This is a genomic window from Streptomyces sp. NBC_01481, from assembly GCF_026339995.1.
Classification (GTDB): Bacteria; Actinomycetota; Actinomycetes; order Streptomycetales; family Streptomycetaceae; genus Streptomyces.
This window is the reverse complement of record NZ_JAPEPT010000004.1, coordinates 518795-535786: the sequence shown is the minus strand read 5'-3', so window position 1 is coordinate 535786 and position 16992 is coordinate 518795. Positions and strand designations below refer to the sequence as shown.

Annotated in this window: 16 protein-coding genes and 1 pseudogene; 6 read left to right on the top strand and 11 right to left on the bottom strand. The window is 69.2% G+C overall.

Features of this window, described 5'->3' with window-relative positions; genetic code table 11:
- Nucleotides 1-2 precede the first annotated feature (2 nt).
- The 5 genes from OOK40_RS24140 to OOK40_RS24120 form a co-directional block, all read right to left on the bottom strand.
- Complete coding sequence (locus tag OOK40_RS24140; protein WP_266485642.1) at nucleotides 3-533, bottom strand: DinB family protein; 531 nt, start codon at nucleotides 531-533, stop codon at nucleotides 3-5.
- 192 nt (nucleotides 534-725) lie between these two features.
- Nucleotides 726-1529, bottom strand: coding sequence for an ABC transporter permease (locus tag OOK40_RS24135; RefSeq protein WP_266486586.1), 804 nt, complete (start codon nucleotides 1527-1529; stop codon nucleotides 726-728).
- A gap of 32 nt (nucleotides 1530-1561) precedes the next feature.
- Nucleotides 1562-2479: an ATP-binding cassette domain-containing protein gene (locus OOK40_RS24130; protein WP_266485640.1), complete on the bottom strand. Its 918-nt coding sequence runs from the start codon at nucleotides 2477-2479 to the stop codon at nucleotides 1562-1564.
- 519 nt (nucleotides 2480-2998) lie between these two features.
- A complete protein-coding gene (locus OOK40_RS24125; RefSeq protein WP_266485637.1) occupies nucleotides 2999-3646 on the bottom strand; it encodes a response regulator transcription factor in 648 nt (215 codons plus the stop codon).
- Nucleotides 3643-4779, bottom strand: a complete 1137-nt coding sequence (locus OOK40_RS24120; protein WP_266485635.1) for a sensor histidine kinase — start codon at nucleotides 4777-4779, stop codon at nucleotides 3643-3645. Before OOK40_RS24120 ends, OOK40_RS24125 begins: the two co-directional genes overlap by 4 nt.
- Nucleotides 4780-4789: 10 nt before the next feature.
- Here OOK40_RS24120 and OOK40_RS24115 point away from each other — a divergent pair, with 10 nt between their 5' ends.
- Nucleotides 4790-4933: a hypothetical protein gene (locus tag OOK40_RS24115; RefSeq protein ID WP_266485633.1), complete on the top strand. Its 144-nt coding sequence runs from the start codon at nucleotides 4790-4792 to the stop codon at nucleotides 4931-4933.
- Here OOK40_RS24115 and OOK40_RS24110 read toward each other — a convergent pair.
- On the bottom strand, nucleotides 4926-5450 hold the full coding sequence (locus OOK40_RS24110) for a GNAT family N-acetyltransferase (protein ID WP_266485630.1): 525 nt from the start codon (nucleotides 5448-5450) through the stop codon (nucleotides 4926-4928). The genes OOK40_RS24115 and OOK40_RS24110 overlap by 8 nt on opposite strands.
- 9 nt (nucleotides 5451-5459) lie before the next feature.
- Nucleotides 5460-5798 carry a hypothetical protein gene (locus tag OOK40_RS24105; protein ID WP_266485627.1) on the bottom strand — a complete coding sequence of 113 codons (339 nt, stop codon included), beginning with the start codon at nucleotides 5796-5798 and terminating at the stop codon, nucleotides 5460-5462.
- Between OOK40_RS24105 and OOK40_RS24100 the strand changes: the two genes are divergently transcribed.
- Nucleotides 5799-6311: an NAD(P)-dependent oxidoreductase gene (locus tag OOK40_RS24100; RefSeq protein WP_266485623.1), complete on the top strand. Its 513-nt coding sequence runs from the start codon at nucleotides 5799-5801 to the stop codon at nucleotides 6309-6311.
- 55 nt (nucleotides 6312-6366) lie between these two features.
- The gene (locus OOK40_RS24095; protein ID WP_266485619.1) at nucleotides 6367-6987 is read left to right on the top strand and encodes an L-threonylcarbamoyladenylate synthase; all 621 of its coding nucleotides are present in this window, start codon (nucleotides 6367-6369) and stop codon (nucleotides 6985-6987) included.
- Nucleotides 6988-6999: 12 nt separating this feature from the next.
- Here the strand turns inward: OOK40_RS24095 and OOK40_RS24090 are convergent, their stop codons facing one another.
- From OOK40_RS24090 to fusA, 3 genes are all read right to left on the bottom strand, one after another.
- Nucleotides 7000-9078, bottom strand: a complete 2079-nt coding sequence (locus OOK40_RS24090; protein ID WP_266485616.1) for a SpoIIE family protein phosphatase — start codon at nucleotides 9076-9078, stop codon at nucleotides 7000-7002.
- A 588-nt stretch (nucleotides 9079-9666) separates the two neighbouring features.
- Nucleotides 9667-11598, bottom strand: coding sequence for an NAD-binding protein (locus OOK40_RS24085; RefSeq protein ID WP_266486584.1), 1932 nt, complete (start codon nucleotides 11596-11598; stop codon nucleotides 9667-9669).
- Nucleotides 11599-11769: 171 nt separating this feature from the next.
- Complete coding sequence (gene fusA / locus OOK40_RS24080; protein ID WP_266485613.1) at nucleotides 11770-13872, bottom strand: elongation factor G; 2103 nt, start codon at nucleotides 13870-13872, stop codon at nucleotides 11770-11772.
- Between the two features lie 531 nt (nucleotides 13873-14403).
- On the opposite strand from fusA, the gene OOK40_RS24075 reads away from it, so the two are divergent.
- From OOK40_RS24075 to OOK40_RS24065, 3 genes and pseudogenes are all read left to right on the top strand, one after another.
- Nucleotides 14404-14595, top strand: a complete 192-nt coding sequence (locus tag OOK40_RS24075; protein ID WP_266485611.1) for a DUF6381 family protein — start codon at nucleotides 14404-14406, stop codon at nucleotides 14593-14595.
- A gap of 300 nt (nucleotides 14596-14895) precedes the next feature.
- Entirely contained in the window at nucleotides 14896-15171 is a 276-nt protein-coding gene (locus OOK40_RS24070; RefSeq protein ID WP_266485609.1) for an isoamylase early set domain-containing protein, read from the top strand.
- A gap of 76 nt (nucleotides 15172-15247) precedes the next feature.
- Nucleotides 15248-15436, top strand: a pseudogene (locus tag OOK40_RS24065) (type III effector protein); the annotation flags it as partial.
- A gap of 100 nt (nucleotides 15437-15536) precedes the next feature.
- Here OOK40_RS24065 and OOK40_RS24060 read toward each other — a convergent pair.
- Nucleotides 15537-16973 carry an amidase gene (locus OOK40_RS24060; protein WP_266485607.1) on the bottom strand — a complete coding sequence of 479 codons (1437 nt, stop codon included), beginning with the start codon at nucleotides 16971-16973 and terminating at the stop codon, nucleotides 15537-15539.
- Nucleotides 16974-16992: the final 19 nt, after the last annotated feature.

Here is a 16992-nt window from a genome sequence, read left to right as displayed (position 1 = left end):
GGCTATTCGCCGATGACGCCATCGGCGAGTTCACGTGCGATGTCCAGGTGCCCGACGTGCCGGGCGTACTCCTGGAGGAGATGAAAGAGGATCCAGATCAGCGTCGGGCAATCTTCTTCGGCCGGAACGCGCCCACCAAGCGTGGCTGCGTTGTCCTCCAACCGTGCCCCAGCGACGATGCTGCGAGAGCGCGCGCACTGCTCCTGAAAAAACGTCCTGATGTCGTCGAAGGTCTCGGTCGAATCGATGTGCCATGGTTCGCGGCTGACTTTGACGTCACCCCAAGGCTCTTTGATGTGTTCGCCGGCAAACCCCCACCGCAGCCAGCGCAGCTCTACGTAGGCCAAGTGTTTGAGCAGGCCGAGTGGTGCCCAGCCGGAAGGCAGCCGGCTGTGTCGTAGCTCCGTGTCGGACATTCCCTCCAGCTTGCGCAGCACGGCGTCTCGGTAGAAGTCGAGGTAGCCGGTCAGCAGTTCGGCTGGGTTGCTGAGGGTCACCGGGGGTTCTGACGGAGGTTCGATTCTGTGGACCATGGTGGGGACGTTAGGCTGCATCTGGATGTTCTGCCAATATCTGTTGCTGGACCAGCGTTGCTGCTCCACTGAATCGGTTTGACCGAAGCCAGCCGGGTCGCGCGGCGCTCATGCTGAACTGTCCCTGACGCGGAGCTCGTTGGGGAATAGGCCCATCCTCGCACCGCACTCGAAAATGACGCGCGTCCGGATTCATGCGTCTCTCTTGTGCAGCAGGAAGCCAGCGGTGATCGTGGCAGCCGCGGCCCAGACGCACATCACGGCGAAGCCGGTCCACGGGCCGAGGGCTGCGCCGCCGGACTCCACTCCTAGGAGCTTCATTCCGGCATTAGTGGGCAAAAATTCCGCCGCCTTCCCGATCATGTCGGACTGGATCATCGCGAGGGTCGTGGGTAGAACGGAGAAGAGCCCAATCGACAACGTGATACTGGTGGCGGTGCTCCGCACGATGGCACCGATCGCGAGGGAGAGCAGCGCCAGCACTCCGGTATAGAGCGCCGCACCGATCACGGCCCGGACAACGGCCGTGTCGGTGATGCTTCCCTGGATATCGAGCGAGCCGAAGACGATCGCTACCGACGGCGCGCTCATCAACAGTCCGGTGATGGTTGCCAGTGTCACCACGACAATGAGCTTGGCTGTGAAGAACCGCCCGCGCCGCGGCACGGCCAGCAGCGACGTGTGGATGCCGTTGGCTCCGTATTCTCTGGTGATGGCGCAGGCCGCCGTCGCCATCACCGCAAGCTGGGTGAGCAGAAAGCTCTTGTTGGAGGTATCCAGCGCCTTCTGGATACCCGTGGAGTACATGGGGTTCTTGGTTGCGACGGAGAGTGTCACGAATGAGACGGCGAGAACAACGGCAGCGACCAGCGGGAGCCATAGGGCGCGAACCGATCGGATTTTCGTCCACTCCGCTTGGATGGCGTGGCCCAGGTGCGGTACCCCGGAGTCAACGGCTGTAGGTCGGCGTCCGGTGGACGATGCGGCGTGTGTCACGGTGTTCAACTCCGTCAATATCGGGTCGCGGTTCAAGCGCGTGCGGGGAGGCTGTCGCTGCGGTATTCGGTGCTGTCTCGGGTAAGTTCGAGATACATGTCTTCGAGGGTGGCCTGCCTGGTGCTCAACTGGTGCAGGCGCACGCCCGCCCGCGCTGCCACATCCGCGACCCGTTCGCTGGTCAGGCCGGTGATGAGCAGCGATTCCCCCTCGCGAGTGAGCCCAGCGCCCGCAGCGGTCAGCAGTTCGGCCAGTCGGCCGGTGTCCGAGGACCGCACGTGGACCGTTCGAGTCGTCCCGCTGCTGAGAAGATGGGATGCCGACGTTTCGGCGAGGAGTCTGCCGCGACCGACGATCACAAGGTCCTGAGCGATGTGCTCCATTTCGCCCATCAAATGGCTGGAGACGAACACCGTGCGGCCTTCGGTCGCGAAGCCCTTCAGAAGGGTGCGGAGCCACAGGATGCCCTCAACGTCGAGTCCGTTGACCGGCTCGTCGAGCAGCAGCACCTCCGGGTCGCCGAGAAGTGCTCCGGCGATGCCGAGACGCTGTGCCATGCCGAGTGAGAAGGATCCCGTCCGTATGGCCGCGGCGTGGGTCAGCCCCACTGTGCCGAGGACTTCATCGACCCTGCGCAGGGGAATGGCGTTGCTCTGCGCCAGCCACCGGAGGTGGTTGCGGGCTGTGCGGGCGGGGTCGACCGATCGTGCGTCGAGCATGGCTCCCACCTCCCGCAGCGGGCTACGCAGCGTGGGGAAGGGACGCCCTCTGACCAGGGCTTGCCCGCAGGTCGGGTGGTCCAGCCCGAGGATCATCCTCATCGTCGTGGTTTTGCCTGACCCGTTGGCTCCCAGGAATCCGGTGACCCGTCCCGGTTGGGCAGTGAAGCCCATACGATCGACTGCCACCTTGTCGCCGAACCGTTTGGTCAGATCGCGTACTTCGATCATCGTTTCTCCGCGTTCTCTGTCGCCACATCTGCTGACAAGCCACGGTAAGTTGCGCGGTGCGCGCGACGGATCGTCCGCGGGTTCTCGATTCATCACCCCTGAGTTGCCCGCGCACGCCGGATTCCCTCACCTGAAGGCGGAGGGCTTGTCCACCCGAAGGTGCGCCCCCCTGGCGAGGCTCGGGGCAGGTCAGGAGCGGTACCGGATCCTCGAAGTAACACGGCTGTGTCGGTCGGTTGCCGGGCGAGCCGCGGCGTCCAGAAGGACCGCGAACGGGACAGGAACCGCGGGTCCATCGACGCGTTTCCCGCTTCTGCGCAGCGCGGGATGTCCTGTGTGTCGCGCACTGGCAGCCGCTGGATCCGGGAATGAGGTGGCCGGAACAAGGCTCACGCTTGGGAGCGGCCGGTCGGCCCGGGTCCCGCGTACCCCAGGCGCCACGCTGCCACGCTGCCACGCTGCCACGCTGCCACGGGAAATCGTGCGACGGCCGTTCGGTCCCCGATTGGAGGGCTGCGATCACTCGTCCAGCAGTCCCACTTCGTGGGCGAGGACGGCGGCTTGGACCCTGTTGCAGTCGAGCTTGGTGAGAAGCCCTCGTACGTGCGTCTTCACCGTCGCCTCGGCCAGATGCAGCGCCGAGCCGATCTCGGCATTGGACAAGCCCTGGGAGACGAGACGCCACACCGCACGCTCGCGGTCAGTCAGTCCGGCGATCCGGTCACGGGACTCGGCGGTGGGACCGCGACGGGCGAATTTCGTGATCAGCCGCCGAGTGACGGAGGGTGCCAGCATCGCTTCGCCATGGTGGATGAGCTTGACCGCTCGGGCGAGGTCGCGTGGCGGCGTGTCCTTGAGAAGGAAGCCGGCAGCCCCCGCTCGCAACGCGTCGTAGACGTACTCGTCGACGTCGAACGTCGTGAGCACCACCACCTTCGGGGGCCTTGGCAAGTCGCTGATCCTGCGAGTGGCGGTCAGACCGTCCATGCCCCGCATCCTGATGTCCATCACGACGACGTCAGGCTGGTGGGACAGGACCAGGCTCAGCGCGGCGGCCCCATCGGCCGCTTCGGCGACCACCGACATATCGGGGTCGGCTTCCAGGGTCGTTTTGATGCCGACCCGAACGAGTTCCTCGTCGTCAACGAGGAGAACGGCGATGCTCAACTCCCTGCCCTCTCCACCGGTATCCGCGCCGAGACCCGAAATCCGCCGCTCGGGACGGGACCGGCGTCAAACGTCCCCCCCACCATCGTGACCCGCTCCCGCAGCCCCGCCAGGCCGTGGCCGCTGCTGGGCAGGTGCGACGGCGGTGGTGCCGAGGCGGTGTCATTTTCCACGACGACCTGCAGCGTATCCGGCAAGTACCGCAGCCGCACACGCGTCACCGCGCGGCCGGCATGCTTGTGAACATTGGTCAACGCCTCCTGGACGAGCCGATACAGAGTGCGTTCGACCATCCCTTCCAGGGGACGGCGCCGCCCGCGCACCTCAAGTGTTACCCGTAGCCCAGCCGACCTGGACTGCTCCACGAGATCCGGCAGATCGTCCAATACCGGCTGAGGCACTACCGAAGCCTCCTCGGCCTCATCCAGCCGCAACACCCCCAGGATCTGACGCAGTTCGTCCAGAGCCTGCCGACCTGTCTGCCCCATCAACTTCGCGGTCCGCTCCGTCCGCTCCGCGTCTCCGGGGCTGACTTCCAGCGCACCGGCGTGCACCACCATGAGACTCACCCTGTGCGCGACCACATCGTGCATCTCACGAGCGATACGGGCCCGCTCCTCCAACCGGACCTGGGCGGCAAGCAGATGCTGCTCTCGCTCCATCCGCTCGGCGCGTTCCCTCAAATTCTCGGTGATCCTCTGCCGTGCTCTGGCGTACATGCCCAGCAGCACAGCCCCGAGCATGACAACCACCTGGTTCAGGAGCATCGTGGGCACATCGTCAAGACCCACGTATGTGTCCAGCTTGCCCCCGATGGCCACGGCCACAGGCAGTGCCACGGCAAGGGACAGCACACCGATCACGACACCGACCCGTCGATACCGCCAGTACCGGACGGCGGAATACGCGGCAATCGGCAACACCACCGGCGGCACATTCGGCGTCATCGCAACCAGGGCGATGCCAACAAGGCCGGCCAGCACCGGATAGCGCCGCCGAGCCACCAACGCCAAACTCCCGACAGCCGCAAGACCCAGGACAACGCCTGCGGCAACCGTGAATTGCTGCCGCATCAGTTCCAACACATCGTTGTGAAGAAAATAGATTTCGAAGAGCACCACGACGAGCGCCAACAAAGCGTCAATGAGCGCCGCACGACGTGACGGCCACCACTTCGGACGCGCGGCCGCTGAATGCGGGTCGCCCGCGCGTGCGGGCACGTTCGGCGTCGTCGTCGCCTTCGCGTTGGGCCTTGCGTTCCTCGCGCTTGGCGCGCTCGTCATCTGATCACGCCCGGCGCCAGGTCGGCGCCGACGCGAGCGTCCTGCAGGTCCCGTACAAAGTGGAGGCCTTGGCGACCGTCCAGCTCGATCTCTCCGGCAGGCGCGAATCCCGTACGGGCCAGCACGGCTCGCGAGCCGGGGTTGTCGAGTATCGTGACGGCCCGCAGCGTGGTCAGTCCGTACTCGGCGGCAGCCAGGGCGCAGACCTCTCGAACGGCGGCAGTAGCCAGTCCCCGCCCAGCGGCCTGCTCCGCGATCCGGTATCCGAGCTCGGCCGAACCGTCCTCCACATCAACCAGGTTGACCCGCCCCAGGACCTCACCGCTGCTGCCCACCAGTACATGGAAGAAGTGCAGCCCAGCGGCCTGCTCGGCCATCAGCTCACGGTGCCGCGCATCGAAGTGGGCGAAGTAGTGGTCGCCACGGTCGGGAACCGACGCGGCGAAGTAGGCCCGGTTCTCCTGCTCGAACTTGAGCAGCGCCGGGGCGTGGTCGAAGCGGAGGCGTTGGAGTTGAGGCATGCCGCGATGTTACGCACGCTCGTGCAGCGTCGCTTCGGTAAGGGCTTGCAGGACGCCCGCGACAGTGGGGACCAGGTCGGCCGGAATGTGGTCGAGGACGCGGCGCCGGGCGCTGGCGAGGTGGGCGGGCTGGGCCGCTGCGACGCGGGCCCGGCCGGTGTCGGTGTCGGTGTCGGTGTCGGTGTCGGTGTCGGTGTCGGTGTCGGTGTCGGTGTCGGTGTCGGTGTCGGTGTCGGTGTCGGTGTCGGTGTCGGTGTCGGTGTCGGTGTCGGTGTCGGTGAGGACGGTGTCGTTACCGCGGGCGTCGACGCCGTGGCGTTCCTTGGTGACCAGGCCGTGGCTGCGCACGTGTCGACGACACGGGTGATGCGCGAGGGGGTCAGCCCGGTGGCCGCGGCCAGTGTTCATTACGTAACGCCCGGCTTCCTGTACGGCAGGCCCGCCACGACGTCGATGACCGGCCAGTGGTTCGCCGCCGCCGAGGCCGGCCACCCGGTCTTCTACGGAGACACCGAGAAGCGCTGGAGCTGGGTCCACGTCGACGACCTCGCCCAGGCGTATGTAGGCATCCTCGACAACCCCGCCATAGTCGACGGCGAGACCTTCGTCATCGCCGACGAACAGCGGCTGCGCGCCCTGGACGTCCCGTACGCCGCCGTCCGCGCCGCCGGCTACACCGGTGAGATCTCCCTGGAGAGCGCCGAAGCCGGCGGCATGATGCAGATGGCGGCCGACCAGGACGAACTCGTCACCAGCGCCAAGGCGCGCCGCCTGCTCGGCTTGACGCCCCGCCGCCCCTCCCCCACCGATGCGATCGACGTCCACCACCGCGCCTGGAAGGCGGCGCGGCCCACCGGCTGACCAGTCCGAAGTCCCGTCGGAAATCATTTACGGGACGGGCCTCTAGACTCGGCGAATGGCCAAGTACTTCGACGTGCACCCCGACAATCCTCAGCGACGCACGATCAGCAGTGTGGCTGACAGCATCCGGTCCGGGGCGCTCGTCGCGTACCCGACGGACTCCTGCTACGCGCTGGGATGCCAGCTGGGCAGTCGTGACGGCATCAGCCGGATCCGGTCGATCCGGAACCTCGACGATCGTCACCACTTCACCCTCGTGTGCCAGAACTTCGCGCAGCTGGGTCAGTTCGTGCACATCGACAACGACGTGTTCCGCGCGATCAAAGCGGCGACACCCGGCAGTTACACCTTCATCCTGCCCGCGACGAAAGAGGTGCCGCGCCAGTTGCTGCACCCGAAGAAGAAGACGGTCGGAGTGCGGATTCCTGACCACGCCGTGGCCCAGGCTCTCCTCGCCGAGCTCGGAGAACCGCTGCTCTCCAGCACCCTGCTCATGCCCGACGAGGACGAGCCGATGACACAGGGCTGGGAGATCAAGGAGCGACTCGACCACGTGGTGGACGCGGTCGTCGACTCGGGCGACTGCGGCACCGAGCCGACGACCGTCATCGACTTCTCCGGCGGCGAACTCGAGATCGTACGCCGAGGGGCAGGCGACACCGCGCGCTTCGAGTAGCCGCGTCGATGGTCACCCTCGCTGGTTACGTGGCGTACGGCGGACGCGGGCGAGGACGAGCACCGTGTCGTCGTCCGGCGGGTCGGGCAGCAGGCTCGCGAGCATGCGGTCCGCCGTCTCTTCCAACTGGCCCGAAGCTCCTCGGAGTTCGGCGCGTACGGCCGCCAGGCCCACTTCGATGTCCTTGCCGCGTGTTTCGATGAGGCCGTCGGTGTACAGGGCGAGAACGGCGCCCTCAGGCAGAGTGATCTCGATCGTTCTGAAGCGCTGACCGCCCACCCCGAGGGGAATTCCCAGGACCTCGCTGATGGTCTCGACCGTGCCGTCCGGGTGGCGCACGAGAGGCGGGGGGTGCCCGGCGCTGGCGATGCGTGCGCGGCCGGTCGTGGGGTCGTACACGATGTAGAGGCAGGTCGCCAGCTCGATCCCTGCCTCCTGGGCACAGGCGTCCAGTTCGGCGAGCAGGTCGTCCGGTTCCTGGTTGTGCCTGGCCAGCGCCTTGGCGGTGAGGCGCAGCCTGCCCATGGCCGCGGCTGCCGGTACTCCGTGTCCCATCACGTCGCCGACGACCAGGGCGACCCGGTCGCCGGACAGGTTGATCACGTCGTACCAGTCGCCGCCGACCTCGGTGATGTGGCTGCCGGGCAGATAACGGTGGGCGACCTCCACGTATGGGCTGGTCGCCGGCGCACTGGGAAGCAGCGCGCGCTGGAGGGTGAGCGCGATGTCTTGTACCCGGCTGTAGAGGCGCGCGTTGTCGAGGCAGAGTGCCGCGCGGGAGGCGAGCTCACCGGCCAGGCTGAGGTCCTCGTCGGTGAAGGCGGGCCGGGCGGCGGAGCGTCCGAACATGGTGAGGCCCTGGACCGTGCCCCGGGCGATGAGCGGAGCGATGATCATGCCGACCAGACCGCTGTCTCTCAGCAGCTGGGCGCGGGCCTGGTGAATGACTGTCCGGGTCATGAACTCGTCGTTCACCAGGACGGAGACGGGGCGGCCTGTCTGCAGCATCCGGTGGATGGCCGAGCCGGGCGGGTAGGTGACGGTCTCCAGCCCGCTCACGAGTTCGGTGGCGGGAGGGGGCAGGACGGTACCGGAGGCGATCCGGCGGGTGACCAGCGGAAGGTGCGGGTTGAACACTTCGGGTTCGTCCATCCACTCCACGACTTCGACGACGGAGGCGTCCGAGAAGTCGGGCACGGCGGCCGCGACCAGCTCCCGGGCGGTGACATCCACGTCCAGGGTGGTGCCGATGGAGGCCGCGGCTCGGTCCAGCAGGGCCAGCCGCTGACGGCCGGCGGTTGCCTCCATGATGGCCTGCTCCCGGTCGGTCACGTCCACCAGCAGTCCGCCCACTCCCGAATGGGAGCCGACCGCGCCGCTGAGCGGGAAGAGGCTCACGGACCGCACCTGATCGCGATCCGGGTGCCCCGGTGTGCGTACACCCACCAGGGCGCCCACGACGTGCCGTCCCCGCGCGGCGACGGCACGCAGCATCCGCTGGTACTCACCGCCGTCGGACGTGATCATGATCTCTTCCATCCGCCGCCCGAGGTGCTCCTCGATGGGGAGACCGTCCATGTCGGCGAGCGCCTGGTTGAGGTGGACGTAGCGCAACTCCTCGTCGAGCATGACCAGGCCGATGGGGCAGGTCTCGAAGAGGGCATCGAGGAAGGCCAGGTTCGTCTTCACCCGATCGAGCTCGGCACTGCGGCTCGCCAGGGCCATGACCACCGAGCGGCCCCCGGCGCCGGTCACGGGAAACACTCTGAATCCGCAGTCGAAAACTGCGCCGTCCCGGTGCCGTGCCGGCAGCCGGCCGCGCCAGTACCCCAGTGTGCGGCCCCGTTCCGCCAGCCGTACCGAAGCGTCGGGGGCGCCTCGGGGCGGATCCGCGAAGAGAACACCTGCAGGTTGGGACAGCACACCCGCGGCGTCGTGCCCGAAGAGGTCCTGCGCGCCGGGCCCCCAGTAGCAGACCCGGTCGTCCTCATCGATGGCGAAGACGGCAACGGGGACGTGCTGCAGCAGCGTCCCGGGCTCGGACCAGAGCGGACCAGGAGCCTTCTCGCCCTCCGACCGAACGGACGCCACCGACCATCGCCTTCCACCCGCGGCACGCACCCCCTCGACCGCACAGGGAAGGCCGGACGAGGCTCAGGCGCCTTTGTCCTACATTGTGCAGGGTTCAGGGCGACTGTGTACGGATGGCGCCTTCCCGCCCGGGCCGGTCAGGTCGCCGTACCGGTCACGATGCCGATGACCCGCAGGTAGAGCCGTTCTGCCTCGGTCAGGTCGCCGCGTCGTTGACGGACGGCGCCCAGGGCGTTCGGCGGCCGAGTGAGGCGAGGGTCGTCGGGGCTGCGGATCCGCGCGCTCCGCCTCGCCGTACCGTCCGCCCGCCCGCCCGCCCGCCCGGTGCAGCTGTGCGCGGGACATGTGGTCCCGCACCCGGCGCCGCCCGGCTGTCGTCGCATCCACGACGTCCGCCCGCGGGACGCTGGGCGAGGGCTTTCGCCCTGGGCATGGCGAGCCGGCCTCCACCACGGGCCGCCTCGCTCTTCAGGAGAGTCCCGAGCCTCAGGCCCGCGCCCCTTGGCTGCGGCGGGTGGGCCCGGACGTGCGCCGACGCGGTCGTCGGCGCCCGCCTCCTGGACCGGCCCGCCCAGGATCTCCGAGCGCTCAGGCCGGGTGCGGGCCGGGGCGGGACCCGGTGCGCCGTCCCAGGAGTTCCGCCAGCCCGCGGCGGGTGGCGGCGAGAACGACACGGTCCTGGGGCCGCAGGACGTAGCCGGGGTGGAGGTCCCACAGCAACCCGGCGCCAGTCCGGTCGGCTCCGTACGGACGGGATGCGGCGAGGTCGGACCGGCGCCCCGAGGGGCCCGCCGTGTCCAGAGCGATCACCCGCCACGCGCCGGGCCGAAACGCCTCGGCGACGGTGCAGCCCTCGAACCGCGGATGCCCGGCGACATCGAGCACGGCAAACAGCAGAACCTTGCGCTCCACCGGGATGGCGCCGAGGATCTGACGGCCCATCATCGCCCCGGCGAACGCGGGGGCCGCGAGCGTGGACACACTGCGGCTGCGGGTGAGCGCGTCGGGGTGTGCGGCCCGCAGGGTGCGGTAGACGGCGGTGGCGAAGTCGTCCTCGTACAGCCGCAGCGCGACCCGCAGATCCGGCTTGACGGTACGGGCGTACAGCGCCGCTTCGAGGTTCGTGGTGTCGGCACTGGTCAGCGCCAGCAGGGCATGGGCCCGATGGATCTTGGCAGCCTCCAGCACACCCTCGTGGGTGACATCGCCGAGCACCACGGGCACGCGCAACCGGCGCGCGAGCGGGATGCCCCTCGCCTCCGGATCCTCCTCCACGCACACCACGGGGATGCCGAGTTCACGCAGCCGGGCCAGCACCCGCGTGCCGACCTTGCCCAGGCCGAGCAGCACGACATGCCCGGACAGTCCCCGCGGCGGGCGCAGCAGTCCGGCTGCTCCGCGGAACGCGCCGAGAGCCTCCAGTGATCCGGCGACCAGGACCGGCAGCAGCGCAAGACCCACCAGTCCGGACAGGAGCTGGAGCACCTGGCGGGCGGTGGGTTCACCGACGGCCGGGTCCCCGATCGCGAACAGGTCGAGGAGCGTGAGGTACGCGGCGTGCATCGGATGGTCGCCGGTCGTGAGCCAGGACGCGACGGCGAGGGCGACCACGGCCGCGGCGGCACCGGCGAGCGCGCGGCGCAGCCGACGCGAGAAGATCTCCCTGAGTGGGGCGCCCCGGCCGGCCAGCCGACGGGACGGCACGGGCAGCCCGGCGTACGAGATCGTCTCCAGTACGACAGTCCCCCGTCCGGTGGCCGCCGCGACCGTGGCGTCGTCGGGCAGCAGACTGGGACCTTGCGGGCCGCTGCTGTCCGAACCCTCGGCGCCCGCAGGGTCGTTGGTGGTGGACGACAGCAGGGCGAGCGTGCACAAGCCGGGATCGGGTACCTCGCCGCGCCCGGGCGGGGTGCGCTCAACGGCACGCAGCAGCAGCCCGCCGGCCTGCACGACCTTGCTCGTACCGGCCACCGCTGCGGCTGCCAGGGCGGGCGCTGCCGTGTCCGCGTCGGACAGCACGGTGGTGGAGGCGTCCAGCGCGGTGACGTCCAGACCCGGCATGGCGACGACGGCAGCCTGGTCGAGCAGGCCCTCCAGGTGCTGGCCCAGCTTGCGGTTGTAGAGCCGGATCACCAGCCGCAGCCGGGGGTTGAGCCGCCGGGCGGCCAGCGCGGCCCGGATGTTCATCTCGTCGTCGTCATACACGAGGGCCAGGGCCGCGGCCCGCTCCACTCCGGCGTGACGCAGTGTCTCCTCCGAGGGCTCGGCAGCCTCCACCTCCCGTACCGGAAGGAGGAATTCGCCACTGGAACCGACGTTGTCGGCACCACCCGGCCGGTTCATCGCAGCGGACACCCGCCCGAAGAGCGCAGACGTCCGGATACGGTTCGGCGCCACGGCGGGCTGCCCACCTGTCGAGGAGCGGGCGGGCGGGACGACCAGCGTCACCCGCTCCCCGTAGACGTCGTGCAGTTCGGAGGCGAGACGGGCGGCCAACGCGTCGTCACCGCAGACAATCATCTGCCCTTCGGGGACGCCGTGTTGAGGCTGCTGAGGAAGAAGTGAGGACACAGCCCAAGACTCCCTTGCCGGGCCCGCGGGGTTGAACCCGGGGTATCGGGGTCGGCCCGTCGTTACGATACGGCTCCGGTGGTGGCCCCGCCCGTACAAGGGCGGGGCCACCAGTGCGTTCTACCGTGACGGCATCGCGCTCAACACGCCGCTCGGTACCGGGGCGTAGCCGGTGGCCCGGCTGGTGAAGGTGCCCCGGCCCTGGGTTCGGCTGCGCAACCGGGAGGCATAGCCGAACAGTTCGGCCAGCGGCACGGTCGCGGTGATCACTGCCGTGCCTGCCCGGGCGGTCGAGCCCGAGATCCGGCCGCGCCGTGCCGCCAGGTCGCCGAGGACTCCGCCGACGGCGTCTTCGGGCACCGTGGCCGTGACCTCGGCCACCGGTTCCAGCAGCACCATCGCGCAGGCGCGCAGTGCTTCCCGCAGCGCGAGCCGACCGGCCGTACGGAACGCCATCTCCGAGGAATCCTTGGGATGGGTGGCCCCGTCCGTCAGGGTGACCCGCAGCCCGGTGACCGGGTTGCCGCCCAGGGGCCCTTCAGCCAGAGCGCCCCGGCATCCGGCCTCCACCGCCCGTACGTACTCCGCCGGCACGCGTCCGCCGACAACGGTCGAGGCGAACTCGAAGTCGACCGCCCTGCCGCTGTCGCCGCCGTCGACCTCTGCGGCGTCCAACGGCTGTGCGTCGAGGACGACATGGGCGAACTGCCCGGCGCCACCATCCTGCTTGACGTGGCGGTACACCAGCCCGGACACCCCACGGGAGACCGTCTCCCGGTAGGCCACCTGCGGCCGGCCGACGCTGACATCCAGCCCGTGCGCACGACGCATCTTCTCCGCCGCGACCTCCAGATGCAGCTCGCCCATGCCCGACAGCACCGTCTGACCGGTCTCACGGTCGGTGCGGACCCGCAGCGACGGATCTTCCTCGACCAGTCGTGCCAGCGCAGACGCCAAGCGGTCGGTGTCGATGCTCCTGCGGGCCTCCACCGCCACGGAGACCACCGGATCGGCCACCGTCGGCGGTTCGAGGATCAGCGGCGCCGCCGGTGCGCACAGCGTGGCACCGGTGCGTGCCGCCTTCACTCCGACCACCGCGACGATGTCTCCGGCCACTGCCCGTTCCAACTCCGCGTGCCGGTCCGCCTGCACGCGCAGGATCCGGCCGACCCTCTCGGTGCGCCGCGCCTGCACGTCCAACACCGCCTCTCCTCTGCTGATCGTTCCCGAATACACCCGCAGGTAGGTCAGCCGTCCCGTGGCGGTCGCGTTCACCTTGAACACGAGCGCGGCGAACGGCGCGGACGGGTCGGCGGCCCGCTCCTGCTCCGAGCCGTCGACGGTGCCGTGCACCGCCGGTACGTCCAGCGGCGAGGGCAAGTAAGCCACGGCAGCGTCCAGCAGCGGCTCGATCCCGCGGTTGCGGTAGGCCGATCCGCACAGCACGACCACGGCGTCACCGGCGAGTGTCAGATCCCGCAGCGCTGCCGTCAGCGTCTGCGCGGAGACCGTTGACCGTGCACAGAATTCCTCCAGAGCGATCGGGTGGAGTTCCGCCACCGCCTCTTCGAGCAGCCGACGGCGCCGGCGTGCCTCGTCCTGCAAGTCCCCCGGTACGGGACCGTCCTCGAAGGTGCCGCACCCGTCGGACCAGACCAGCGACCGCATACGGAGCAGGTCCACCACGCCGGTGAACCCGTCCTCCTGACCGATCGGCAGCTGGACCACCAGCGGAACCGTATGCAGTCTTGCCCGGATCGACTCGACCGCCAGGTCCAGGTCGGCACCGGTACGGTCCAGCTTGTTGACGAATGCGATACGCGGCACCCCGTGGCGGTCGGCCTGTCGCCAGACCGACTCGCTCTGGGGCTCGACCCCGGCGACGGCGTCGAACACCGCGATGGCGCCGTCGAGCACCCGCAGCGAGCGCTCCACCTCGTCGGCGAAGTCGACGTGGCCGGGAGTGTCGATCACATTGATCCGGTGACCGTCCCAGTCACAGCTCACCGCAGCGGCGAAGATCGTGATCCCGCGATCTCGCTCCTGCGAGTCGAAGTCGGTGACGGTCGTACCGTCATGGACCTCGCCACGCTTGTACGTTGCGCCGGTCACATAGAGGATCCGTTCGGTGACGGTGGTTTTGCCGGCGTCGACGTGGGCGAGGATGCCCAGATTGCGGACGCCAGTGAGCGGATTGTCGAAGTGACGGTTTTCGGTGCGCACAACTCTGGCCTTTCAGGAATGACCGACAACAAGCCAGCGCGATTTCCCGGACGGACCACGGCCTGCACTCAGGCCAGGCACATACCCCTCACGGCGGAGCAACGTCCCGTGATGTTTCCGAGGGCGTTGGTTCAGGCCGAACAGACAGGGGGTCAGGTGTTCGTCGCGGAGATCCGGCGTGGGCCGCGCAGCCGACGCCGGACAGACGAAGACACCAGGATCACCTCGTACTGTGACGGGGGAACGACGACAGCGGTGCGGTCACGCACGGCCCGGCTCCCCTCACTCGTCAAGGCGCGCGCTGCGATCTTGTAGCGCGCGATTCCTGGTGAGTGTAAGGAACTTGATGCGGCGGGAGCACGGGGTTTTTTGCGATGCGCCCGCTGCGCCGACTTTCTCGCCGCAGCCGCATACCCAAAGCCTGCGGGAACTGCGCAGATCACGGTGGGTGAGCGTTCGAGATGCGTGTGGTGGGGGGCGCTGTTTCGCTGGTGTGGCCCGCTCTTCTCCCCCGTCACCCAAGGAGTGATCATGAGCGTTGCAGACGAGACCGGCGGTCGAGCCCGGCAGATGCGCCAGAAGGCGCAGGAGCTGGAACAGGCAGCGGAGCGTGCCACCGACCCGCAGGAGCGTCGGCGACTGACGGAAAAGGCCCGCCGGCTCATGGAGGAGAGCGAGCAGCAGAGCAGCATGGCGAGCGGGGACATGTACCTGCAGGACTAACGCTGTTGTGCACCTGCTGGCCGGTGGCTGCCCCGCGACCCTCAAGCCGCGCGAGGCCACCGGCCGGCATGTGCGTCTGAGCCTCAAGGAGACCTGCTCAGGCTTCGCCGCCGCGCGCCCGCCCACCAGGTCGCGAACACTCGCGCGAACGGCGCCCAAGGCACTCCACGGCGAGGGAGACGCCGTGTCCCGGGGGCCATACGGGCGACCGGCGGCGCCGTTGGCGCAGCCGGGCGCGACGGGAGAGCACGAACAGGGCAATGCTGGCCCCCACTGCTCTCCGAAGAGGAAGGTTTCTCCATGCTGGAGCGTTCCCGCCGCAAGAACGACACAGAGATCACGTTCGTCATCCCCGCGGACCAGCCTTGCGGCCAGGTCAGTGTCGTCGGCGACTTCAACGACTGGCAGCCCGGCGCCCATCCTCTGGTGGCGAGAGAGGACGGCACCCTCGCCGTCACCCTCAACCTGCCCCCTGAGCACAGCTACGGATTCCGCTACCTGGCAGCCGGCGACTACTGGTTCGACGACGAACACGCCGACGCCCACGACGGCCACAACAGCATTCTGCACACCTGATCCCCGCCACCCTTTGTCCCCGCCGCCGCGAAATCGCGGGGGCGGCGAAGTCCGGCCACCGTCGGTAGGTGGCCGGGAATCGCCCCGCGAGGCGGGCGCCAGCTGGGCCGACCTCTCCCGCCCCCTCGGCGTCACCGGCCACCGGGCCGCCGAGCGCCGTTACCTGCGGGTGCCCCCTGGCGCCGTCGGCACCACCGGGGAACAGCGCCAGCAGGCCACCCGCGGCCGCCGCGCCGCCAACCGATCCGTCACCGCCTTGGCCCGCGGCCAACGCGGCCGACCTGCGTCGGCCCGCCGGCCGGATCACCGCTCGCACCGAACCTTCCCGCGCGACCCACGCCCCGCCCGGCTCGCCGGCCCCTTCGTCACGGCGTGGCCGCCCGGACATCCTGGATACGGCGCCAGGGCTGGTCGGCCTCCAGCGCGAACGCGATTTCCAGCAGCGTGCGTTCGTCGCCGTTCCGGGCGGAGAACATCACCCCGATCGGCAGGCCGTCCTCGGTCGCCATGCGCGCGGGAAGGGAGATCGCGGGGCTGCCGACCACATTGTTCAGCGGAGTGAAGGCGACGTAGGAGGTGAGCCGCTCGATGAGCGTCTCGTACGGCACACCGGGGCTGAGATGACCAAGGCGCGGCGTGGTGTGTGCAAGGACTGGCGAGAGGACGAGGTCGTGGTCACGGAAGGCCGCCGCGTACGCCTCGCGGGAGCGGCCCAGCCGGCGCAGCACCGCCGGAGTGCTGCCCAGCCGGCGCCGGTAGTGATCGCGCAGGCCACGGCTGAGACCGTCCATGCGGCGCCGGTCGAAGTGGCGGTCCAGCCGCTTGCCCGTGGCGCCCACGAGGAAGGACAGCAGGCCCCAGTAGGTGATGAAGTCCTCGGCGAAGTGTTCGTCCAGCACGATCCGTACTGGCTCCACGGTGTGGCCCAGCTTCTCCAATGCGGTCGCGGTGTCCGTCACGGCAGCGCGGGTGGCGGCGTCCGTGGTGACGCCGCTCGGGGAATCGAGCAACAGCCCGATACGCAGACGGCGTTGTGACGGGCCCTCGACCAGGCCGAGCGGTGGCAGCTTCGGGTTGCGCCAGTGCTGCTCCGCGGCAGCGAAGAACGCTGCGGTGTCCCGTACGGACCGGCTCAGTATCCCGTCGCTGACCAGGTTGATGGGCAGGGTGCGGCCCTCTTCGTTGGCGACCAGCCTGCCGCGGGTGGCCTTGAGGCCGACGAGCCCGCAGCAGGCGGCGGGGATGCGGATCGAGCCGCCGCCGTCGTTGGCATGCGCGATGGGCACGGCGCCGGCGGCCACGAGCGCGGCGCTGCCGCCCGATGAGCCGCCCGAGGAGTGCCCCGTGTGCCAGGGGTTGCACACCGGTGGCGCGTTCTCGTACTCGGTGGTGGCGTTGAAACCGAACTCCGGCAGCCGGGTCTTGCCCAGCACGGTCACGCCGGTGCTCAGGAACTGCCGGGCGAACGGCGCGTGCCGCCGCGCGGGCCGCGCCACATACGCGGAGCTACCGAAACCCGTGGGCAGACCGCGGTAGTCGATGTTGTCCTTGATGAAGGTCGGCACCCCCGCGAAGGTCCCCGGCCCGCCCGTGGCGGAGGCGACGGCCTGCTCGTACGCCGGTACCTGTACGGCGTGCAGATCCCCGCCGACCTTCCGCACCCGCTCCACGGCGGCGCGCGCCACCTCGGCCGGATCGGCTTCTCCGTCGCGGATCAGCCGGGCCAGGCTCACGGCGTCGTGCTCTCCCAGCACGTCGTCACCAAAGGCATGGACAACGGTCGCGCTCAGGGGATCGCTCACACAGGCCTCCGCGGTTGTC